Below are 20,929 nucleotides of genomic sequence, written 5' to 3'. Positions count from 1 at the left end.
CTCGGAATGGGAACGCTCGCGGGTTTTGCGCTTGTGGACGCATGAGTGCAGCGAATTTAACCGCACGCAACGCGCGTGCATGTCATGTGTGTTGCAAAACGGGGAAGAAACCGGAATGCCAACTATTCAACAGCTGATCCGCAAACCGCGGCAGCCCAAAGTAAAACGCTCGAAGTCCATGCACCTGGAGCAGTGCCCGCAGAAGCGCGGCGTTTGCACCCGCGTGTACACCACCACACCTAAGAAGCCGAACTCGGCTATGCGTAAGGTTGCCAAAGTGCGCCTGACCAACGGGTTCGAGGTCATCTCGTACATCCCGGGTGAAAGCCACAACCTGCAGGAACACTCGGTTGTTCTGATCCGTGGCGGCCGTGTAAAAGACCTTCCCGGTGTGCGTTACCACATCCTGCGCGGTGTTCTGGATACTCAGGGCGTCAAAGATCGTAAGCAACGTCGTTCGAAATACGGCGCGAAGCGTCCCAAGTAAGAAGGAGAGGCTGATATGTCACGTCGTCACGCCGCCGAAAAACGCGAAGTCCTGCCTGACGCCAAATTTGGCGACAAGGTACTGACCAAATTCATGAACAACCTGATGATCGACGGCAAGAAGTCGGTCGCAGAGCGCATCGTTTACAACGCGTTTGACCGCGTTGAGAACAAGGTAAAGCGCGCTCCTGTCGAAGTGTTCCACGAAGCGCTCGACAACATCAAGCCGTCGGTCGAAGTTCGCTCGCGCCGCGTTGGTGGTGCAACCTATCAGGTTCCGGTCGAAGTGCGCCCTGAGCGCCGCGAAGCACTGGCCATCCGCTGGCTGATCACTGCTGCGCGCGGCCGCAACGAAAACACCATGGAAGAGCGCCTTGCAGGCGAGCTGCTGGACGCCGTTCAGTCCCGCGGTACTGCCGTCAAGAAACGCGAAGACACCCACAAGATGGCCGAGGCGAACAAAGCCTTCAGCCATTATCGTTGGTAATCCGAGAGGCTTAGACCAATGGCACGCGAATATCCGCTCGAACTGTACCGTAACTTCGGTATCATGGCGCACATCGACGCAGGTAAGACCACCTGCTCGGAGCGTATCCTGTATTACACTGGTAAATCCCACAACATCGGTGAGGTGCACGATGGTGCAGCCACCATGGACTGGATGGAGCAGGAGCAGGAACGCGGCATCACCATCACTTCGGCTGCGACCACCACTTTCTGGGAACGCACCGAGGACGGTCAGACCGCAGAAACTCCTAAGCACCGCCTGAACATCATCGACACCCCCGGCCACGTTGACTTCACCATCGAAGTTGAGCGTTCGCTGGCGGTTCTCGACGGTGCTGTCTGCGTTCTGGACGCAAACGCCGGTGTTGAGCCCCAGACCGAAACCGTGTGGCGTCAGGCTGACCGCTACAAGGTTCCGCGTATGGTTTTCGTCAACAAAATGGACAAGATCGGCGCTGACTTCTTCAACTGCGTCAACATGATCGAAGACCGCACCGGCGCACGCGCTGTTCCGGTTGGTATTCCGATCGGTGCCGAGTCCGAGCTGGAAGGTCTGATCGACCTGGTCACCATGGAAGAGTGGCTGTGGCAGGGCGAAGATCTGGGCGCAAGCTGGATCAAAGCTCCTATCCGCGACAGCCTGAAAGACATGGCTGACGAATGGCGCGGCAAGATGATCGAAGCGGCCGTCGAAATGGACGACGACGCGATGATGGAATACTTGGAAGGCAATGAGCCCGACGTTCCGACCCTGCGCGCTCTGCTGCGCAAAGGTACTCTGGAAATCGCGTTCGTTCCGGTTCTGGGTGGTTCGGCGTTCAAGAACAAAGGCGTTCAGCCGCTGCTCAACGCTGTGATCGACTATCTGCCCAGCCCGCTGGACGTTGTCGATTACATGGGCTTCAAACCCGGCGACGAGGAAGAAGTTCGTGACATCGCCCGTCGTGCAGACGACGACATGGCCTTCTCGGGTCTGGCGTTCAAAATCATGAACGACCCCTTCGTTGGCTCTCTGACCTTCACCCGGATCTACTCGGGCACCATGAACAAGGGTGACTCGATCCTGAACTCGACCAAAGGTAAGAAAGAGCGCATCGGTCGTATGATGATGATGCACTCGAACAACCGGGAAGAGATCGAAGAAGCGTTTGCAGGCGACATCATCGCGCTGGCGGGTCTGAAAGACACCACCACCGGCGACACTCTGTGTGACGCGAAGGATCCGGTGGTTCTGGAAACCATGACCTTCCCCGACCCGGTGATCGAAATCGCGGTCGAGCCCAAAACCAAGGGCGACCAAGAGAAGATGTCCCAGGGTCTGGCCCGTCTGGCCGCCGAAGACCCGTCCTTCCGCGTGGAAACCGACCTGGAGTCGGGTCAGACCATCATGAAGGGCATGGGCGAACTTCACCTGGACATCCTGGTTGACCGTCTGAAGCGCGAGTTCAAGGTTGAAGCGAACATCGGTGCACCTCAGGTGGCCTATCGCGAAACCATCTCGATGCCGGTCGAGCACACCTACACCCACAAGAAACAGTCGGGTGGTTCGGGTCAGTTCGCGGAAGTCAAGCTGGAGATCCAGCCGACCGAAGCAGGCGAAGGCTATTCGTTCGAAAGCCGCATCGTTGGTGGTGCCGTTCCGAAGGAATACATCCCCGGTGTTGAAAAAGGCATCAACTCGGTCATGGATAGCGGCCCGCTGGCCGGCTTCCCCGTGATCGACTTCAAGGTTGCCCTGCTGGACGGTAAGTTCCACGACGTTGACTCGAGCGTTCTGGCGTTCGAAATCGCATCGCGGATGTGTATGCGCGAAGGCATGCGCAAAGCTGGCGCGAAACTGCTGGAACCGATCATGAAGGTCGAAGTGATCACCCCGGAAGAATATACCGGCGGTATCATCGGCGACCTGACCTCGCGTCGGGGCCAGGTGTCTGGTCAGGAACCGCGCGGCAACGCAATCGCGATCGACGCGTTCGTTCCGCTGGCGAACATGTTCGGCTACATCAACACTCTGCGTTCGATGTCGTCGGGCCGTGCCCAGTTCACAATGCAGTTCGATCACTACGATCCGGTTCCGCAGAACATCTCGGACGAGATTCAGGCGAAATACGCATAAGCGAAGATTTGAGGGAGCGCGGCTAACGCGCTCCCTTCATTACCGAAAAAGGAGGCCATCATGGCAAAGGAAAAGTTTGAGCGTAATAAGCCGCACGTCAACATCGGCACGATTGGCCACGTTGACCACGGCAAGACCACGCTGACCGCAGCAATCACCAAGTATTTCGGTGACTTCAAAGCGTATGACCAGATTGACGGCGCGCCTGAAGAAAAAGCACGTGGCATCACCATCTCGACCGCCCACGTGGAGTACGAGACCGACAACCGCCACTATGCGCATGTCGACTGCCCCGGCCACGCCGACTACGTCAAGAACATGATCACCGGTGCCGCTCAGATGGACGGCGCGATCCTGGTTGTGAACGCCGCTGACGGCCCAATGCCGCAGACCCGCGAGCACATCCTGCTGGGCCGCCAGGTTGGCATCCCGAAGATGGTCGTGTTCATGAACAAAGTTGACCAGGTTGACGACGAAGAGCTGCTGGAACTGGTTGAGATGGAAGTTCGCGAACTGCTGTCCAGCTACGAATACCCCGGCGACGATATTCCGATCATCGCAGGTTCGGCTCTGGCCGCGATGGAAGGCAACAACCCGGAAATCGGCGAAGAGAAGATCAAGGAACTGATGGCGGCTGTTGATGACTACATCGACACCCCTGAGCGTGAAGTCGACAAGCCGTTCCTGATGCCGGTTGAAGACGTGTTCTCGATCTCGGGCCGTGGTACTGTTGTGACCGGTCGTGTTGAGCGTGGCGTGATCAATGTTGGCGACGAGATCGAAATCGTCGGCATCCGTGACACTCAGAAAACCACCTGTACCGGTGTTGAAATGTTCCGCAAGCTGCTGGATCGCGGTGAAGCGGGCGACAATATCGGCGCCCTGCTGCGAGGTATCGACCGTGACGGCGTTGAGCGTGGCCAGGTTCTGTGTAAGCCGGGTTCGGTTACACCGCACACCAAGTTCGAAGCCGAAGCCTACATCCTGACCAAGGAAGAAGGCGGTCGTCACACCCCGTTCTTCGCGAACTACCGTCCGCAGTTCTACTTCCGTACAACTGACGTGACCGGCACCGTGACCTTGGCGGCTGGCACCGAGATGGTTATGCCCGGCGACAACGTCGGCTTCACCGTTGAGCTGATCGCGCCCATCGCGATGGAAGACGGCCTGCGTTTCGCCATCCGCGAAGGCGGCCGCACCGTCGGCGCCGGCGTCGTCTCGAAAATCATCGAGTAATTCGCGTAAGCGAATATACAAAGAAAGGGCGTCCCTCGGGGCGCCCTTTTTCGTTTTTGCCTAAGCCAACAGTAATGCTAACTTCTTTCGTATTGAGACATTGCAATTAGAAAGAGGTCATAAGATGCACTTTTGGGCGCGTTCAGTTTGTCTTGTCGCAGCGGTTGCTTTCTCATCTACCTCTGCGTCCTCACAACAGATTGCGGATCGGATCTATTTGGGCGGACCAATTGTAACGATGAACGATACGGCTCCGTCCGCCGAAGCTGTCGCAGTCAAAGACGGGCGCATTCTTGCGGTTGGGTCGCTATCTGACTTGTCGGTGCATCAGGGTGAGGAAACCGAAACCTATGATCTGGAAGGGCGCGCGATGCTTCCGGGTTTCGTTGATAGCCACGGACATGTCGTCATGGGCGGCCTGCAAGCCCTGTCCGCTAACCTTCTTGCGCCACCGGACGGGGATGTCATTGATATCGCCAGTCTGCAATCCACACTGACTGACTGGGCCGAGGAGAATGCGCAAGCCGTTGAGCAGGTCAAAATGATCATCGGCTTTGGTTACGACAATGCTCAATTAAAGGAACTCCGTCACCCAACACGACAAGAGCTGGACATTGTGTCTGAGGACTTGCCTGTCGTCATTATTCATCAGTCTGGGCATATAGGTGTCGCAAACTCGAAAGCTTTGGAATTGGCTGGTATAACGGCGGCTTCCGAAGCACCTCCGGGCGGGGTGATCCAACGCGATGAGGCCGGAGAGCCAAACGGTGTTCTGGAGGAGTACGCGTTCTTTTCTGTCCTCGTTCCCTTGCTGGGAAATCTGGGTGAAGGGGGTCTGGCAGCATTTGCCCGAGCTGGAACCGACCTTTGGGCAAAGTTTGGATATACGACCGGGCAGGAAGGCCGATCATCAGGTCAGATTGTCGAGGTTCTCAGGAAAGTTGCTGCGGAAGAAGCTCTTCCAATCGATGTAGTAGCCTTCCCGGATGTTCTTGAGTCGAAAGAGTTTATTGGTGCGAACACTTCGAAAAGCTACGAAAACAGGGTTCGGGTCGGGGGCTGTAAACTTACAATTGATGGCTCGCCGCAAGGTTTTACCGCTTTAAGGGATCGACCCTATTATGATCCGGTTGGGAACTATGCCGCCGGCTACGCAGGATACGCAGCCATCACGATGGAGCAACTCCAGGACGCGGTGAATTGGTGTTACGACAACGATTTCCAAATCCTCGTGCATTCCAACGGTGAAGGGGCATCTGACATGCTGATTGCTGCACTCGAAGAGGCACAGATCAAGTATGGCGATCCTGGCAACCGCCCAGTTCTGATTCACGGTCAGTTTCTTCGCGAGGATCAAGTCGCAAGCCTTAAGCGCCTTGGTGTGTTTCCGTCGCTCTTTCCGATGCATACGTTCTATTGGGGCGATTGGCACCGGGATCATACGGTCGGGCCGATAAACGCAGAAAATATTTCGCCTACAGGATGGCTGCACGAGCGTGGCATGAAGTTCGGCACGCATCACGATGCGCCGGTCGCCTTTCCGAACAGCATGCGTGTTCTCGCCGCGACGGTAACCCGCCGCACACGGTCTGGTGACATTTTGGGTCCCCATCAAAGAGTCGACGTTATGACCGCCTTGAAAGCCATGACAATCTGGCCCGCCTGGCAGCATTTTGAAGAAGACGAGAAGGGGTCTATCGAAGTTGGAAAAGTCGCGGACTTTGTGATTTTGTCGGACGATCCTGCTGCCGTCGATCCGGAAACACTGGCGGAGCTTGAAGTGCGTGTAACGATTAAAGGCGACGAGGTGGTCTATGAAGCGGAAGGCGATGTCAGAGAGGGAAATCTGCAATTCTCGCCATTTTCAAATGACCCTGTGATTGCACACCTTTTCATGCACGCGGTCTATCAAGGCATGAAGGTTGAAGCCCCGTGGCTTGTTAGGAACTAGCCTGTGGGTTTTGGGAACTGAGACGTCACCGAATTGGTTTTATCCGGCGACAGCTTTGGCTTCACCGTTGAGCTGATCGCGCCGATCGCGATGGAAGACGGTCTGCGCTTCGCGATCCGCGAAGGCGGTCGCACCGTCGGCGCCGGCGTCGTGTCGAAAATCGTCGAGTAAGTCGCGTAAGCGAATGATCAATCGGAAAGGGCGTCCTTCGGGACGCCCTTTTTGTTTGAGTTCTATGATCTCGAGACGTGCCCTAAAAGTGTGTAGAAATTCATTAAGTAATCGCTAGGCCGGGCTTCAGCCCGGCACATCGCTGAGACAATGAAGGCCGCTCCAAACAATGGGGCGGTCTTTTTTGTCGAGAATTGGTTGAGAAAGATTGAAAATACTCGCAAACTCAAAGAATTTTGAGAAATGACACAAGAGTTTGAAGTTCGTGACGCAGTTGAGTATCTAATTTTGATTAAGGCCCATATGCTGTCGTTGGAAGCTTACTCGACACAACTTGCGAAAACTCCTTTATGCAGTGCTGGTCTAGTTTCCTTACGGCAAGCTCACCTTGACCTCAGAATGATCATCGAAGAATTGATGTTGTTGTCTGTTTCGGCTCATCGGGATGTTGGCGAAGCAATTTCTAAGAATTTGCAGAAGAACTATAGTGCCACTCAAAAAATGAAGCTTTTGGAAAAGATCAACCCAAGGTTTTTCCCGGAAGCCATTAGGGTGGTGCCAAGTAAAGAGACAGGTATCGAAGGCCAATTCGTTTCAGTTGAAGAAGATCACCTTAGCCGAATAAAAGCAGAGGACTTTTACAACAAAAGCGGTAACTTTTTGCATGCCTCTTACAAGACTTTGACCGAGCAAGAGTTCGAGCAAGCCAAAGAAGAGTTAGCTGACTTTTTCATTTTGGCGGCCCGATTAATGCACACATTTGAGGTCGACATCTCTGGGAAGGGGTGGTTGATAGCTGGTCACTTAAACCTAGAAGAAGCGCAATTTCCGGTTGTCTTTAGTGCTCGAGTTGAAAAATAGCTTCCGTTTCTGACTGCGTGTCCCTAAATCGGGGTCGACATGTAATCTCCCCCTTGCCAAACCCCACCAACCCCACTAATACGCGCGAGTTCTCAATAAGAACATCAAGGCGGGGTGATTCCCGCCTTTTGGGTTCGATGAGGGTTGGCGATGCGCGTCTGTCCTCCTCTCAACCTCAACGCCTGATAAAAGGCTGTATCTATGCAAAGCCAAAACATCCGTATTCGGCTGAAGGCATTTGACTATCGCGTTCTGGATGCCAGCACGCAAGAGATCGTCAACACTGCCAAGCGGACCGGCGCGAACGTGCGCGGCCCGATCCCACTGCCGAACAAGATTGAGAAGTTCACGGTTCTCCGTGGCCCTCACGTTGACAAGAAATCCCGCGACCAGTTCGAGATCCGTACGCACAAGCGTCTCTTGGACATCGTTGATCCGACCCCCCAGACCGTTGACGCGCTGATGAAGCTCGACCTCGCTGCTGGTGTGGACGTCGAGATCAAGCTGCAGTCGTAAGATCGGAGGGTATAGATTATGCGCTCTGGTATTATCGCAAAAAAAGTTGGCATGACCCGCCTGTTCATGGAAGACGGCAAGCAGATCCCTGTGACCGTTCTTCACCTGGACAACCTGCAGGTCGTTGCACAGCGCACCGCTGACAAAGACGGCTACACTGCCGTTCAGCTGGGCGCCGGTGCTGCCAAAGCAAAACGCACCTCGAAGGCCATGCGCGGTCACTATGCCGCTGCCAAGGTCGAGCCCAAGCGTAAGCTGGCCGAGTTCCGCGTCTCCGAAGATGGCCTGATCGATGTGGGCGCCGAGATTTCGGCAGAACACTTCCTGGAAGGTCAGAAAGTTGACGTTTCGGGCACCTCGATCGGTAAAGGCTTCGCCGGTGCGATGAAGCGTTGGAACTTTGGTGGTCTGCGCGCCTCGCACGGTGTTTCGATCAGCCACCGTTCGCACGGTTCGACCGGTCAGTGTCAGGACCCGGGCAAGGTGTTCAAAGGCAAGAAGATGGCCGGTCACATGGGGGCTGCCCGTGTCACCACCCAGAACCTGGAAGTCGTCAAAACCGACGCCGACCGGAATCTGGTCTTCATCAAAGGCGCCGTTCCCGGACCGAAATCGGGCTGGGTCACCGTCAAGGACGCCGTCAAGAAGAAAGCACCGGAAGGCCTGCCTTTCCCGGCTGCTGTGAAATCGGCTGCAACCGAAGCACCTGCGGAAGAAGCGCCCGCGGAAGGTGGTGAAGCATGAAACTTGATGTAATCAAACTGGACGGCGGCAAAGCCGGCAACATCGAGCTGGATGCAGACCTGTTCGGCCTCGAGCCGCGCGCGGACATCCTGCACCGTGTGGTCCGTTGGCAGCGCAACAACGCGCAGGCTGGCACCCACAAGGTCAAGACCCGCTCGGAAACCAGCTACTCGACCAAGAAGATCTATCGCCAGAAGGGCACCGGTGGCGCACGCCATGGTGACCGTAACGCGCCGATCTTCCGTGGTGGTGGTATCTACAAAGGCCCCGTCGTGCGTTCGCACGGCCACGACCTGCCTAAGAAGTTCCGCAAGCTTGGCCTGCGCCACGCTCTGTCGGCAAAAGCCAAGGCAGGTGAGCTGGTTGTGATCGAGAGTGCCGAAGCCGAAGGCAAGACCGCCGCTCTGGCCAAACAGGTTGCAAACCTGGGCTGGAAACGTGCTCTGGTCATCGACGGCGCGACCGTGAACGAAGGGTTCCTGAAAGCGTCCAAGAACATCGAAGGTCTGGATATCCTGCCGTCGATGGGCGCAAACGTCTATGACATCCTCAAGCGTGACACTCTGGTGCTCACCAAAGCGGCTGTCGAAGCACTGGAGGCTCGTCTGAAATGAGCGCGAAGGCAGAACACTACGACGTGATCCGCAAGCCGGTCATCACCGAAAAGTCGACCATGGCGTCCGAAAACGGCGCGGTTGTCTTTGAAGTGGCGATCGATAGCAACAAGCCGCAAATCAAAGAGGCCGTTGAGGCGCTGTTTGGTGTGAAGGTCAAAGCGGTGAACACCACCGTGACCAAAGGCAAGGTCAAGCGGTTCCGCGGCCAGCTGGGCCGTCGGAAAGACGTCAAAAAAGCATATGTTACCCTGGAAGAGGGTAACACAATCGACGTGAGCACCGGTCTTTGATCCGACGCTTACTGCGACTATTCACGGCCCCGGCGGTTCAACCCGCCGGGGCCGATTTCGTTTCAGACCCTGAAACTGCGCGTGCGCAGGTGTTGGAGAAGATGCGGGCTTTCAGCGCCGAGCCCTATTTTCAGATCGCCGATGAAAAGCTGGGGCTTTTGTCGGTTTTCGACGATCTGAAATACGACCGGGCGGATGTGGACATGATCTCTCCGGCGATGCGCAATCATGTGGTCGATAAGCTTGGTCCGCTGGGGTTTCGCCAGACCTCGGGTACGGTGTTGGAACACGTCGAGGCCGAGATGCGTGTGCACATCCCCAAGTTCCACGCCCTCGGTGCGTCGCCCTTCGACATCACGCGCTATACTGAGAAACGCTCGCAGGATTACTGTCTCCTGACGCCTACACAGGTGGCCTGCCAGTATGTGGATCACTACGTGCTGGACGAAGCGGTGCAGCGGATCGAGACGTTAATTACGAAGCACCCGATCAACCTGCTCAAACTGGCGGATTATCTGGAAGGCAAACCCAAGCACCGCGCATTTCGCGAGGTTTTGGGTCATATCAAACTCAAGCAACGTATCGCGGTAGAGTCTGAGCCGCTCTGCAGAAGGCGGTCGTTGGGGTAAGAGTTGCGTTGACTCATCAGAAACGCTTCAGAAGCACGTGCAACCCTGGAAGAGAGACCACACATCGATATATCCGGCGGTCCGTGATTGGACGCGTCTTTGGGGAGAGGTAAGTGGCGTGCTCATGGGGGTTGTTCTTACGCGGCGACACAAAAATTTGAGCGCTAAACTCTCATAATTTGCACAATTCGCTTGCTATGTCGCGCGGGTAGTCTATCCGGCTTCCAACAAACAAAAGACATGGCAGGCGCATGACCGAAACCTCTCTCTCGACCCGGGAAAACCCGGATAGAACTGCCGCGCGGGATTGGGTTTCGACGCTTGCCAAATACCGCGAACCTAATCAATGGCGCAGTTCCTTTGAGCTGGGTGTCAGCATTATCCCATTCTTTGTGCTTTGGGCGCTGTCCTGGATGGCATTATCCATCAGCTACTGGCTGGCATTTGCCATTGCGGTCCTGAATGCGGCCTTCCTGCTGCGCCTGTTTGCGATCCAACACGATTGCGGGCACGGGGCGTTCTTCAAGAACCGGACAGTCAGCGACTGGGTTGGACGGGTGATCGGGGTGCTGACCCTAACACCCTATGATGTCTGGCGCCGCACTCATTCTTACCATCACAACAGTTCGGGTAACTTGGACAAGCGGGGAATGGGGGATATCCACACGCTGACAGTGGCTGAGTACCAATCCAAGTCTCCCATGAACCGGTTCTGGTATCGCGTTTATCGCAATCCGGTCACACTGTTCGTACTTGGCCCCGGCTATTTGTTCCTGCTTCAAAACCGCCTGCCCTTGGGTTTAACTGGTAGCGCTCGGTTCTGGGTCAGCGCGATGGGTACCAATATAGCTATTCTGACCGCCCTTTTTGCTGTCTACTACTATGGCGGCTTGATGCCGGTCCTACTGATTTTTCTGCCCTCAACCCTGATTGCGGCAACTGCAGGAGTATGGCTGTTTTATGTTCAGCACCAATTCGAAGAAACGCATTGGGATTCGGACAAAGATTGGCAGTTGCACGAGGCGGCCCTGCACGGAAGCTCGCATTATATTCTGCCGCCGGTGCTACAGTGGTTCAGTGCCAATATCGGCATCCACCACGTGCACCATCTGTACAGCCGCATTCCGTTCTACCGCCTGACCGAAGTGCTGCGCGATCACGACGAGTTGGCAAACAGCAACAGGATGACCATTCGTGAGAGCATTGCCAACGCGCGGTTGCACCTGTGGGACGAAAAACACCGCCGCCTGTTGTCCTTCGCCGAGGTTCGCGCATTGTATCAGTGAGTGGCAAGTTACCTGAGTTCTTCCGGCCGAATAAGTAATACCCACTGATCGCGCGACTTGCGAAATTGAAACCTGGGGCAAATGTTGCGGTGACTTTTTCTTTGGTCTCCATAAGAATCTTGGGCCGCACCCTATAGACACCCATCCCCAACACTGCTACACGCTCCCAATCTTGCGGCCTCGGATTCGTTCCGGGGCCTCTGATATTTGTAACCGGGGACCTTCGGGGCCCTATACCCTTGGCACCTACGGGGGCCTATCACATAGCGGGGAAACACCCTGCACTTGCTAAACGGAAGACAGAAAGCATGGCACTCAAGTCGTACAAGCCGACGACGCCGGGCCAGCGCGGGCTGGTGCTGATCGACCGTTCGGAGCTTTGGAAAGGACGTCCGGTCAAGTCTCTCACTGAGGGTTTGACCAAATCGGGCGGCCGGAACAACACCGGACGGATCACTTCACGCCGCCGCGGCGGTGGCGCAAAGCGTCTCTACCGGATCGTTGACTTCAAACGGAACAAATTTGATGTCGCGGCAACCGTCGAGCGGATCGAATATGACCCGAACCGGACCGCATTCATCGCACTGGTAAAATATGAAGACGGCGAGCAGGCATATATCCTGGCTCCGCAGCGTCTGGCTGTTGGTGACAAAGTCGTGGCATCCGCCAAGGCCGACATCAAGCCGGGCAACGCAATGCCCTTCTCGGGCATGCCCATTGGTACCATAGTCCACAACATCGAGATGAAGCCTGGTAAAGGCGGTCAGATCGCACGTGCGGCCGGTACTTATGCGCAATTCGTTGGTCGCGATGGCGGCTACGCTCAGATCCGTCTGAGCTCGGGCGAGCTGCGCATGGTCCGTCAGGAATGCATGGCCACCGTTGGTGCCGTGTCCAACCCCGACAACTCGAACCAAAACCTAGGTAAAGCCGGTCGTATGCGCCACAAGGGCGTTCGTCCGTCGGTTCGTGGTGTTGCAATGAACCCGATCGATCACCCGCACGGTGGTGGTGAAGGTCGTACCTCGGGTGGCCGTACGCCGGTTACACCGTGGGGTAAGGACACCAAGGGTAAGCGTACCCGCAACAAGAACAAAGCGTCCCAGAAGCTGATCATCCGCTCGCGGCACGCCAAGAAGAAGGGACGTTAATCTATGTCTCGCTCTGTTTGGAAGGGTCCTTTCGTCGATGCTTACGTGCTGAAAAAAGCCGAAGCAGCGCGCGAGTCGGGCCGCAACGAAGTCATCAAGATTTGGTCGCGTCGTTCCACCATTCTGCCCCAGTTCGTGGGTCTGACCTTTGGTGTGTACAACGGCCATAAGCATATCCCCGTCAACGTCTCGGAAGACATGATCGGTCAGAAGTTCGGTGAGTACTCGCCGACCCGCACCTATTATGGCCACGCCGCAGACAAAAAAGCGAAGCGGAAGTAAGTCATGGGCAAGGAAAAGAACCCCCGCCGCGTGGCTGAAAACGAAGCAATGGCGAAAACGCGCATGCTCCGTACTAGCCCGCAGAAACTGAACCTGGTTGCGCAAATGATCCGCGGCAAGAAAGTCGAAAAGGCTCTGACCGACCTGACTTTCTCGAACAAGCGTGTCGCGCAGGACGTCAAGAAGTGCCTGCAGTCTGCAATCGCCAACGCCGAGAACAACCACAACCTGGATGTCGACGAACTGATCGTCGCCGAAGCCTGGGTTGGCAAGAACCTGGTCATGAAGCGTGGTCGTCCGCGTGCCCGTGGCCGTTTCGGCAAGATCATGAAGCCGTTCTCGGAGATCACCATCAAGGTGCGTCAAGTTGAGGAGCAAGCCTAATGGGACATAAAGTCAATCCGATCGGCATGCGCCTTCAGGTCAACCGCACCTGGGACAGCCGCTGGTACGCCGACACCAAGGACTACGGTGATCTTCTGCTGGAAGACCTCAAAATCCGTGAGTTCATCAACAAAGAGTGCAAGCAGGCCGGTGTTGCCCGTGTGATCATCGAACGTCCGCACAAGAAGTGCCGCGTTACGATCCACACTGCACGTCCCGGTGTCATCATCGGCAAGAAAGGTGCAGACATCGAAGTTCTGCGCAAAAAACTTGCTCGTATGACTGACAGCGAACTGCACCTGAACATCGTCGAAGTGCGCAAGCCCGAGCTTGACGCGCAGCTGGTTGCCGAGTCGATCGCTCAGCAGCTCGAGCGCCGCGTCTCGTTCCGCCGCGCGATGAAGCGGTCGGTTCAGAACGCCATGCGCATGGGCGCCCTGGGTATCCGGGTGAACGTCGCTGGTCGTCTGGGCGGCGCCGAAATCGCACGGACCGAGTGGTACCGCGAAGGCCGCGTGCCTCTGCACACCCTGCGTGCCGACATCGATTACGCACATGCTGAAGCGATGACTCCTTACGGGATCATCGGGATCAAGGTCTGGATCTTCAAAGGTGAGATCATGGAGCACGATCCGCAGGCACGTGACCGTAAAGCACAAGAACTCCAGGACGGCCCTGCACCTCGTGGTGCTGGTGGCGGTCGTCGCTAAGGAGGGAAAGATATGCTTCAACCAAAGCGTACTAAATTCCGCAAGATGCACAAAGGCCGGATCAAGGGGCTCGCCAAAGGCGGTTCCGATCTGAACTTTGGCACCTACGGTCTGAAAGCACTGCAGCCCGAGCGCGTCACCGCGCGTCAGATCGAAGCTGCACGTCGTGCCATGACCCGTCACATGAAACGTCAAGGCCGCGTCTGGATCCGGATCTTCCCGGATACCCCCGTGACCTCGAAGCCAACCGAAGTCCGTATGGGTAAAGGTAAAGGCTCCGTTGACTTCTGGGCAGCGAAAGTAAAGCCCGGTCGTGTGATGTTCGAGATCGATGGCGTCAATGACGACATCGCCCGCGAGGCCCTGCGCCTGGCCGCGATGAAGCTGCCGATCAAGACCCGCGTTGTGGTCCGCGAAGACTGGTAAGCGATTGGGGCTTTGACCCCACTCGTTACAAGAATGACCCTCGTCGGGAAACCGGCGGGGGTTTTCTTTTGGTTCGGCAGCCCGTGTATCGTGGATCGTGAAAAACGTCGACCTCCCTCCGCCGCACCCCTAGGCTAACTTGCAGGAATGGGAGGGTCCTATGGTTCAGCTGCGCAAAAAGATGCTCATTAAGGAAGTCATAACCACCGACCAGTTGGGCCAGCCTTGTGATCCGATCAGTCGGGTTGCAGCGCTGGCGGTGATGCAGAACCCTTTGGCCGGGCACTTCTCGGACGATCTTTCAGAGTTGTTCGAGATCGGCGCCATTCTGGGTTCGGAACTCGCCGCTGAGGCAGTTTCTCAGCTTGATGGGCCGCCGGTTTCGTACGGCAAAGCCGCGATTGTCGGCATGAACGGCGATCTTGAGCAGGGCGGGGCGGTGATCCACCCCAAACTCGGTGCGCCCATGCGCGCTGCGGTGGGCGGAGGTGAGGCGGTGATACCGTCCAACGCCAAGCTGGGCGCGCCGGGTTGCGCGATTGATCTTCCGCTGGGGCACAAGGACAATCCGTGGTCGTTCGATCATTTCGACACGATGACGCTGAACATCCCAGATGCGCCGAAACCGGATGAGATCGTGCTGTGCCTCGCCTATGCCGACGGAGGTCGCCCGATACCACGCTGTGGCAAAGGGCCCATCAAGACCTAAGCGGCTGGTCTTGCCGAGAGGGCTGGGGTATGCCCAGCCCATGGCACAGATTGAATCACTCTTCGTCACCCGTCTCTATCGCGCAAACTTGTCCGAATTCGATCCCAGGATCGACGTGGAGGAATTGGAGAGTTCATGCCTTGTTATTGCTGAAGATGATGAGGCCGGGCAGGACTGGTGTGAAGCGAACGCGTATCCCGGCTACACCAGTTATGCTTCGCTGACCGATTTGCCTTGGCGATTTCCGATATTTGCCGATCTTGTCAAAGTGCTGGATCAGCACGTCGCGGCTTTCGCCAAGGATTTGGAGTTTGATCTGGACGACCGCGCGTTGAAGCTTGAGGATCTGTGGATCAATATCCTGCCCGAGGGCGGAATGCATGCCAGTCACCTGCACCCTCACAGTGTCATTTCGGGCACGACCTATGTGTCCATGCCGGAAGGGGCCAGTGCACTGAAACTGGAAGACCCACGTTCGGGCCGTATGATGGCCGCCCCGACGAGGCTGAAAGGCGGGCGTCGGGAATTACAGCCTTTCATCTACATGAAGCCACAGGTGGGCGACGTCCTGCTGTGGGAAAGCTGGCTGCGCCACGAGGTGCCGATGAACATGGCCGAGGACGAGCGGATTTCTGTTAGCTTCAACTATAAATGGGAGTGAAGCGTCTTAAAGCGTCAAGGTGAAAGCGCTCCAGCTACTTCGTCGGAGGATACTATGACCAAAACAGCTCTCGTCACAGGCGCATCAGCCGGAATTGGTCGGGAATTGGCACGTTATCATGCGTCGCGAGGCGGCAATCTGATCATCAGTGCGCGACGCGGAGATGCGTTAGATGCCCTCAGATCAGAGCTTGAGGCAGCCCACGATGTTACTGTCACTGCCATTCCGCTTGATCTGGGTGCTGTTGGAGGCGCGGAAAAACTTTATGAGGCCGTCAAGTGCAAAGACCTGACGGTCGACTACCTGATCAACAATGCTGGATTCGGAGGGCATGGGGCTTTTTTGGATCGCCGCCTTTCGGACGATCTGGATATGATCCGGCTGAACGTCGAAGCCCTTGTCTCTCTGTGTCATCTGTTCGGCTCGGATATGGTCAGTGGCGGTGGCGGAAAGATACTGAATGTCAGTTCGACTGCGGCGCATATGCCGGGTCCACTTCAGGCGACCTATTTTGCCACCAAGGCCTATGTTTCGAGTTTCAGTCAGGCGCTCGCGGAGGAGCTGAAAGGTAAGGGCGTCACTGTGACGGCACTGGAGCCGGGCTATGTCGCGACCGAATTTGCTACTGCGGCAAATCTTGAGGGCACAAAGCTTGTTGCCCAAAAAGGGGCGACCGCTGAGGCCGTGGCCAAAGTCGGCTATGACGCCATGATCGATGGGAAGCTCACGGTGATCAACGATAAGTCGCTCGCGTTTGTGCTGGGTTGGGTCATGCCGTTGCTGCCGCGACGCGCGCGCCTGAAAATGGTTCGGAAAATGCAGGAGAAAGGTGCCTGAGCACTTGGCCGCGTTTGTCGGGATCAAGAAAGGTCGCGGTTGTCATCTGCTGCCCGGATTCAGAGGGCGGCGGGAATTTGGAAACAGGTAGTTTCATCTGCCCGAACACGGTTTGAAACTTTCCCTTGCCACCCACCCCCCAAACCCTTATACGGCGGCATCCTGCGATCTCCCGGCGTTGTCGGGCGATTCGTATGTCTATCATTCATCCACCAGGTCAAAGGTGACCCGTGTACGGGGCCTTCTGGTGTTTTGAGCAAAGGAAAAGGCGATGAACGCCCAAGAACTGCGTGACAAGACCCCGGACCAGCTCCGCGAGGAACTGGCCAACCTGAAGAAAGAAAGCTTTAACCTGCGCTTTCAACAGGCAACCGGTCAGCTGGAAAACACAGCCGGCATCAAAGCGGCCCGCCGCAATGCTGCCCGTGTCAAAACCATTCTGAACGAAAAGGCCGCTGCTGCGGCATCCGAGGAGTAATCAGATGCCCAAGCGTATCCTGCAAGGCACCGTGACCAGCGACGCCAACGAACAGACCGTAACCGTATCCGTCGAGCGCCGCTTTACGCATCCGGTTCTGAAGAAAACCATCCGTAAGTCCAAGAAATACAGGGCTCACGATGAAAAGAACGCCTTCAAGGTCGGCGACACCGTACGCATCATCGAATGCGCGCCGAAATCGAAGACGAAACGTTGGGAAGTTCTGGAAGCGTAAGCTTCCGGGATTTTTCCATTTGTCGAAACCCTGGGGGATTTAACGAGACCAGCCCCCACAGGTCGGGAGAAACCACATGATCCAGATGCAGACCAATCTGGATGTCGCTGACAACTCCGGCGCACGCCGAGTTCAGTGCATCAAGGTCCTGGGTGGTTCCAAGCGTAAATACGCCTCCGTCGGCGACATCATTGTCGTCTCGGTGAAGGAAGCCATCCCGCGCGGCCGCGTAAAGAAAGGTGACGTCCGTAAGGCCGTCGTCGTACGCACCGCCAAGGAAGTCCGTCGCGAAGACGGCACCGCGATCCGTTTCGATCGCAACGCCGCCGTCATCCTGAACAACAACAACGAGCCCGTAGGTACCCGTATCTTTGGCCCCGTTGTTCGCGAACTGCGCGGCAAGAACTTCATGAAAATCATCTCGCTGGCTCCGGAGGTGCTGTAATCATGGCTGCTAAACTCCGCAAAGGCGACAAGGTCGTCGTGCTGGCCGGCAAGGACAAGGGCAAAGAGGGGACTATCACCTCGGTTGACCCTAAAGCCGGTAAAGCTGTTGTCGATGGCATCAACATCGCCATCCGCCACACCCGTCAGTCGCAAACCTCGCAAGGTGGTCGCCTGCCTCAGGCAAACCCGATCGAGCTGTCGAACCTGGCACTGCTGGACAAAAACGGCAAAGCAACCCGCGTTGGCTTCCGCATGGAAGGCGACAAGAAAGTGCGCTTCGCCAAGACCACAGGGGACTTGATCGATGCTTGATACCGCAACCTACACCCCGCGTCTGAAAGCTCAGTACGCCGAAACCATCCGTGCCGCTCTGAAAGAAGAGTTCGGCTATAAGAACGACATGCAGCTGCCCAAGCTGGAAAAAATCGTTCTGAACATCGGTTGTGGTGCTGAGGCCGTCAAAGACTCGAAAAAAGCGAAAGCTGCTGTCGAAGATCTGACTGCGATTGCTGGCCAGAAGGCCGTTGCAACCAAGGCGAAGAAGTCGATCGCGGGTTTCCGCGTTCGTGAAGACATGCCGCTGGGTGCGAAAGTGACCCTGCGCGGCGACCGGATGTACGAATTCCTGGATCGTCTGATCACCATCGCGATGCCTCGCGTTCGTGACTTCCGCGGTGTGAAGCCGTCTTTCGATGGTCGTGGCAACTTTGCCATGGGCATGAAAGAGCACATCGTGTTCCCGGAAATCGACTTCGACAAGGTCGACGAGGTCTGGGGCCTGGATATCGTAATTGCCACCACAGCGAAAACCGACGCTGAAGCAAAGGCATTGTTGAAAGCATTCAACATGCCGTTCAACGCGTAAGCGCCGGGAGGATTGAGACATGGCTAAAAAAGCAATGATCGAACGCGAGAAGAAGCGCGAACGCCTGGTGGCCAAATATGCCGCAAAGCGTGCCGAGCTGAAAGAAATCGCGAATGACGAGAGCAAGCCGATGGAAGAGCGTTTCAAAGCGCGTCTGAAACTGGCGAAACTGCCGCGCAACAGCTCGGCTACCCGTCTGCACAACCGTTGTCAGCTGACCGGTCGTCCCCACGCTTACTACCGTAAGCTGAAGGTCAGCCGTATCGCGCTGCGCGAGCTGGGTTCTGCTGGTCAGATCCCCGGCATGGTGAAATCGAGCTGGTAAGGGAGACATAGATATGAATGATCCTATCGGCGATATGCTCACCCGTATCCGCAACGCGCAAATGCGCGGCAAGTCCACCGTTTCCACCCCGGCTTCCAAGCTGCGCGGCTGGGTTCTGGACGTGCTGGCGGACGAAGGTTATATCCGTGGCTACGAAGCGACGACCGGTGAAAACGGTCATCCGGCCATCGAAATCAGCCTGAAATACTACGAAGGCACCCCTGTTATTCGCGAACTCAAGCGGGTTTCCAAGCCTGGCCGTCGCGTCTACATGGGCGTCAATGACATCCCGCAGGTCCGTCAGGGTCTGGGTGTGTCGATTGTCAGCACTCCGAAAGGTGTGATGTCGGATGCAAACGCTCGCTCCAACAATGTTGGCGGCGAAGTGCTCTGCACCGTCTTCTAAGGAGGTCTGCAATGTCTCGTATTGGTAAAAAACCGGTCGAGCTGCCCAGCGGCGTTACCGCCTCTGTGTCGGGTCAGACCATCGAAGTGAAAGGTCCGAAAGGCACCCGTAGCTTCACCGCCACCGACGACGTTACGTTGTCGGTTGAAGACAACGTGGTCAAGATCGATCCCCGTGGCATGTCCAAGCGTGCGCGTCAGCAGTGGGGCATGAGCCGCACCATGGTCGCCAATCTGGTTGAAGGCGTAACAAACGGCTTCAAAAAAGAGCTGGAGATCCAGGGTGTTGGCTACCGGGCTCAGATGCAGGGCAACACCCTGAAGCTGAACCTGGGTTACAGCCACGATGTTGATTTCACTGCTCCGGAAGGTGTCACCATCACCGCGCCGAAGCAGACCGAGATCGTTGTGGAAGGTATCGACCAGCAGCAGGTGGGCGAAGTCGCGGCCAAAATCCGCGAATGGCGCCGTCCCGAGCCGTACAAAGGCAAGGGCATCCGCTATAAGGGCGAGTTCATCTTCCGCAAAGAAGGCAAGAAGAAGTAAGGACGCAAACAATGGCAAACAGCAAAAGAACCCTGTTTCTGAAGCGCCGCCTGCGCGTTCGGAACAAACTTCGCAAGGTCAACGCGGGTCGTCCGCGTCTGTCCGTACACCGTTCGAACAAGAACATCTCTGTTCAGCTGATCGACGACGTACGTGGCGTGACCCTGGCCGCAGCCTCGACCCTGGAAAAGGATCTGGGCGTTGTGGGCAAGAACAACGTCGAAGCGGCCACCAAAGTGGGCGCGGCCATCGCCGAGCGCGCCAAAAAGGCAGGCGTCGAAGAGGCCTATTTCGATCGTGGCGGCTTCCTGTTCCACGGCAAGGTGAAGGCTCTGGCCGACGCCGCGCGTGAAGGTGGTCTGAAGATCTAAGACTTGCGGGCAGCTTTGCGGCTGCCCCGATGATCCGGGGGCCTCGGCGACAGTCGGGGCTCACTTGGATTGAACTAAACGGCGCCGCATGCGCCACATGAGAAAAGGGATGCCAAATGGCAGAACGTGAAAACCGTCGGGGCCGTGGCCGCGATCGTGAAGAAGCGCCGGAATTTGCAGATCGTCTGGTCGCAATCAACCGCGTGTCGAAAACCGTAAAAGGTGGTAAGCGCTTTGGCTTCGCCGCTCTGGTGGTTGTCGGTGATCAGAAAGGCCGCGTCGGCTTTGGCAAAGGTAAAGCGAAAGAAGTACCTGAGGCCATCCGCAAGGCGACTGAACAGGCCAAGCGTCAGATGATCCGCGTGCAACTGCGCGAAGGTCGGACCCTGCACCACGACATCGAAGGCCGTCACGGCGCCGGTAAAGTGGTTATGCGCACCGCACCTGAAGGTACTGGTATCATCGCCGGTGGTCCGATGCGTGCCGTGTTCGAAATGCTGGGCGTGAAGGACGTTGTGTCCAAATCGCTGGGCTCGCAGAACCCGTACAACATGATCCGCGCCACCATCAACGGCCTGCAGAAAGAGCAGAGCCCGCGTTCGGTTGCTGCACGTCGTGGCAAAAAGGTTGCTGACATCCTGCCCAAGCGGGACGAAGCACCGGCTGCTGCTGAAGCAGAAGCATAAG

Annotated in this window: 30 protein-coding genes and 1 pseudogene; all 31 read left to right on the top strand. The window is 56.6% G+C overall.

Annotation, left to right across the window (positions count from 1 at the left end):
- The first annotated feature begins 115 nt into the window (after window positions 1-115).
- The 31 genes and pseudogenes from rpsL (at window position 116) to rpsE (ending at window position 20,928) form a co-directional block, all read left to right on the top strand.
- Window positions 116-487, top strand: a complete 372-nt coding sequence (rpsL, locus tag I5192_RS13995) for a 30S ribosomal protein S12 (RefSeq protein ID WP_005621086.1) — start codon at window positions 116-118, stop codon at window positions 485-487.
- Window positions 488-502: 15 nt separating this feature from the next.
- Window positions 503-973: a 30S ribosomal protein S7 gene (gene rpsG, locus I5192_RS13990; protein ID WP_010441203.1), complete on the top strand. Its 471-nt coding sequence runs from the start codon at window positions 503-505 to the stop codon at window positions 971-973.
- Between the two features lie 18 nt (window positions 974-991).
- A complete protein-coding gene (gene fusA / locus I5192_RS13985; RefSeq protein WP_170328783.1) occupies window positions 992-3,109 on the top strand; it encodes an elongation factor G in 2,118 nt (705 codons plus the stop codon).
- Window positions 3,110-3,169: 60 nt separating this feature from the next.
- Window positions 3,170-4,345 (top strand): elongation factor Tu, encoded by a 1,176-nt coding sequence (gene tuf, locus I5192_RS13980; RefSeq protein WP_010441214.1) that lies wholly within the window; start codon window positions 3,170-3,172, stop codon window positions 4,343-4,345.
- A 238-nt stretch (window positions 4,346-4,583) separates the two neighbouring features.
- A complete protein-coding gene (locus I5192_RS13975; RefSeq protein ID WP_255611890.1) occupies window positions 4,584-6,296 on the top strand; it encodes an amidohydrolase in 1,713 nt (570 codons plus the stop codon).
- Window positions 6,297-6,323: 27 nt separating this feature from the next.
- A pseudogene (gene tuf / locus I5192_RS13970) lies at window positions 6,324-6,467 on the top strand (elongation factor Tu); the annotation flags it as partial.
- A 243-nt stretch (window positions 6,468-6,710) separates the two neighbouring features.
- A complete protein-coding gene (locus I5192_RS13965) occupies window positions 6,711-7,328 on the top strand; it encodes a hypothetical protein (RefSeq protein ID WP_223117094.1) in 618 nt (205 codons plus the stop codon).
- A 201-nt stretch (window positions 7,329-7,529) separates the two neighbouring features.
- Complete coding sequence (gene rpsJ / locus I5192_RS13960) at window positions 7,530-7,844, top strand: 30S ribosomal protein S10 (RefSeq protein ID WP_008756422.1); 315 nt, start codon at window positions 7,530-7,532, stop codon at window positions 7,842-7,844.
- Between the two features lie 18 nt (window positions 7,845-7,862).
- The gene (gene rplC / locus I5192_RS13955; protein WP_008758167.1) at window positions 7,863-8,588 is read left to right on the top strand and encodes a 50S ribosomal protein L3; all 726 of its coding nucleotides are present in this window, start codon (window positions 7,863-7,865) and stop codon (window positions 8,586-8,588) included.
- The gene (rplD, locus tag I5192_RS13950; protein WP_170508772.1) at window positions 8,585-9,202 is read left to right on the top strand and encodes a 50S ribosomal protein L4; all 618 of its coding nucleotides are present in this window, start codon (window positions 8,585-8,587) and stop codon (window positions 9,200-9,202) included. Before rplC ends, rplD begins: the two co-directional genes overlap by 4 nt.
- Window positions 9,199-9,495 carry a 50S ribosomal protein L23 gene (locus tag I5192_RS13945; protein WP_010437040.1) on the top strand — a complete coding sequence of 99 codons (297 nt, stop codon included), beginning with the start codon at window positions 9,199-9,201 and terminating at the stop codon, window positions 9,493-9,495. The genes rplD and I5192_RS13945 overlap by 4 nt, the downstream gene beginning before the upstream one ends.
- Window positions 9,492-10,124, top strand: a complete 633-nt coding sequence (locus I5192_RS13940) for a hypothetical protein (RefSeq protein ID WP_170424535.1) — start codon at window positions 9,492-9,494, stop codon at window positions 10,122-10,124. The genes I5192_RS13945 and I5192_RS13940 overlap by 4 nt, the downstream gene beginning before the upstream one ends.
- A gap of 251 nt (window positions 10,125-10,375) precedes the next feature.
- Window positions 10,376-11,410, top strand: coding sequence for a fatty acid desaturase (locus I5192_RS13935; protein WP_223117093.1), 1,035 nt, complete (start codon window positions 10,376-10,378; stop codon window positions 11,408-11,410).
- Window positions 11,411-11,718: 308 nt separating this feature from the next.
- Complete coding sequence (rplB, locus tag I5192_RS13930) at window positions 11,719-12,561, top strand: 50S ribosomal protein L2 (protein WP_008757664.1); 843 nt, start codon at window positions 11,719-11,721, stop codon at window positions 12,559-12,561.
- A gap of 3 nt (window positions 12,562-12,564) precedes the next feature.
- Window positions 12,565-12,843 carry a 30S ribosomal protein S19 gene (rpsS, locus tag I5192_RS13925; RefSeq protein ID WP_010437056.1) on the top strand — a complete coding sequence of 93 codons (279 nt, stop codon included), beginning with the start codon at window positions 12,565-12,567 and terminating at the stop codon, window positions 12,841-12,843.
- Window positions 12,844-12,846: 3 nt separating this feature from the next.
- On the top strand, window positions 12,847-13,227 hold the full coding sequence (gene rplV / locus I5192_RS13920; protein WP_039538267.1) for a 50S ribosomal protein L22: 381 nt from the start codon (window positions 12,847-12,849) through the stop codon (window positions 13,225-13,227).
- The gene (rpsC, locus tag I5192_RS13915; protein ID WP_008758042.1) at window positions 13,227-13,937 is read left to right on the top strand and encodes a 30S ribosomal protein S3; all 711 of its coding nucleotides are present in this window, start codon (window positions 13,227-13,229) and stop codon (window positions 13,935-13,937) included. Before rplV ends, rpsC begins: the two co-directional genes overlap by 1 nt.
- A gap of 12 nt (window positions 13,938-13,949) precedes the next feature.
- Complete coding sequence (gene rplP / locus I5192_RS13910; RefSeq protein ID WP_039538270.1) at window positions 13,950-14,363, top strand: 50S ribosomal protein L16; 414 nt, start codon at window positions 13,950-13,952, stop codon at window positions 14,361-14,363.
- A gap of 160 nt (window positions 14,364-14,523) precedes the next feature.
- Window positions 14,524-15,072 carry an amino acid synthesis family protein gene (locus I5192_RS13905; protein ID WP_170424539.1) on the top strand — a complete coding sequence of 183 codons (549 nt, stop codon included), beginning with the start codon at window positions 14,524-14,526 and terminating at the stop codon, window positions 15,070-15,072.
- 40 nt (window positions 15,073-15,112) lie between these two features.
- Window positions 15,113-15,733, top strand: a complete 621-nt coding sequence (locus I5192_RS13900) for a 2OG-Fe(II) oxygenase family protein (protein ID WP_170567436.1) — start codon at window positions 15,113-15,115, stop codon at window positions 15,731-15,733.
- 54 nt (window positions 15,734-15,787) lie between these two features.
- Window positions 15,788-16,570, top strand: a complete 783-nt coding sequence (locus I5192_RS13895) for an SDR family oxidoreductase (protein WP_223117092.1) — start codon at window positions 15,788-15,790, stop codon at window positions 16,568-16,570.
- Between the two features lie 271 nt (window positions 16,571-16,841).
- On the top strand, window positions 16,842-17,048 hold the full coding sequence (gene rpmC, locus I5192_RS13890) for a 50S ribosomal protein L29 (protein WP_010437082.1): 207 nt from the start codon (window positions 16,842-16,844) through the stop codon (window positions 17,046-17,048).
- 4 nt (window positions 17,049-17,052) lie between these two features.
- Complete coding sequence (gene rpsQ, locus I5192_RS13885; protein WP_068340771.1) at window positions 17,053-17,283, top strand: 30S ribosomal protein S17; 231 nt, start codon at window positions 17,053-17,055, stop codon at window positions 17,281-17,283.
- Between the two features lie 76 nt (window positions 17,284-17,359).
- On the top strand, window positions 17,360-17,728 hold the full coding sequence (gene rplN / locus I5192_RS13880; protein WP_008757934.1) for a 50S ribosomal protein L14: 369 nt from the start codon (window positions 17,360-17,362) through the stop codon (window positions 17,726-17,728).
- Window positions 17,729-17,730: 2 nt separating this feature from the next.
- Window positions 17,731-18,042: a 50S ribosomal protein L24 gene (rplX, locus tag I5192_RS13875; RefSeq protein WP_223117091.1), complete on the top strand. Its 312-nt coding sequence runs from the start codon at window positions 17,731-17,733 to the stop codon at window positions 18,040-18,042.
- Complete coding sequence (gene rplE / locus I5192_RS13870; RefSeq protein WP_170544316.1) at window positions 18,035-18,595, top strand: 50S ribosomal protein L5; 561 nt, start codon at window positions 18,035-18,037, stop codon at window positions 18,593-18,595. The genes rplX and rplE overlap by 8 nt, the downstream gene beginning before the upstream one ends.
- 19 nt (window positions 18,596-18,614) lie before the next feature.
- Complete coding sequence (rpsN, locus tag I5192_RS13865; RefSeq protein ID WP_010437098.1) at window positions 18,615-18,920, top strand: 30S ribosomal protein S14; 306 nt, start codon at window positions 18,615-18,617, stop codon at window positions 18,918-18,920.
- A gap of 13 nt (window positions 18,921-18,933) precedes the next feature.
- The gene (gene rpsH, locus I5192_RS13860; protein ID WP_010437099.1) at window positions 18,934-19,326 is read left to right on the top strand and encodes a 30S ribosomal protein S8; all 393 of its coding nucleotides are present in this window, start codon (window positions 18,934-18,936) and stop codon (window positions 19,324-19,326) included.
- 11 nt (window positions 19,327-19,337) lie between these two features.
- On the top strand, window positions 19,338-19,871 hold the full coding sequence (rplF, locus tag I5192_RS13855) for a 50S ribosomal protein L6 (RefSeq protein ID WP_170392896.1): 534 nt from the start codon (window positions 19,338-19,340) through the stop codon (window positions 19,869-19,871).
- A gap of 11 nt (window positions 19,872-19,882) precedes the next feature.
- On the top strand, window positions 19,883-20,242 hold the full coding sequence (rplR, locus tag I5192_RS13850) for a 50S ribosomal protein L18 (protein ID WP_170392895.1): 360 nt from the start codon (window positions 19,883-19,885) through the stop codon (window positions 20,240-20,242).
- A 116-nt stretch (window positions 20,243-20,358) separates the two neighbouring features.
- Window positions 20,359-20,928 (top strand): 30S ribosomal protein S5, encoded by a 570-nt coding sequence (gene rpsE / locus I5192_RS13845; protein WP_155148691.1) that lies wholly within the window; start codon window positions 20,359-20,361, stop codon window positions 20,926-20,928.
- Window position 20,929: the final 1 nt, after the last annotated feature.

It is taken from the genome of Ruegeria sp. SCSIO 43209 (assembly GCF_019904295.1).
GTDB lineage: Bacteria > Pseudomonadota > Alphaproteobacteria > Rhodobacterales > Rhodobacteraceae > Ruegeria.
Note: the sequence above shows the minus strand (reverse complement) of the source record. Positions and strands in the feature narration are given on the sequence as shown.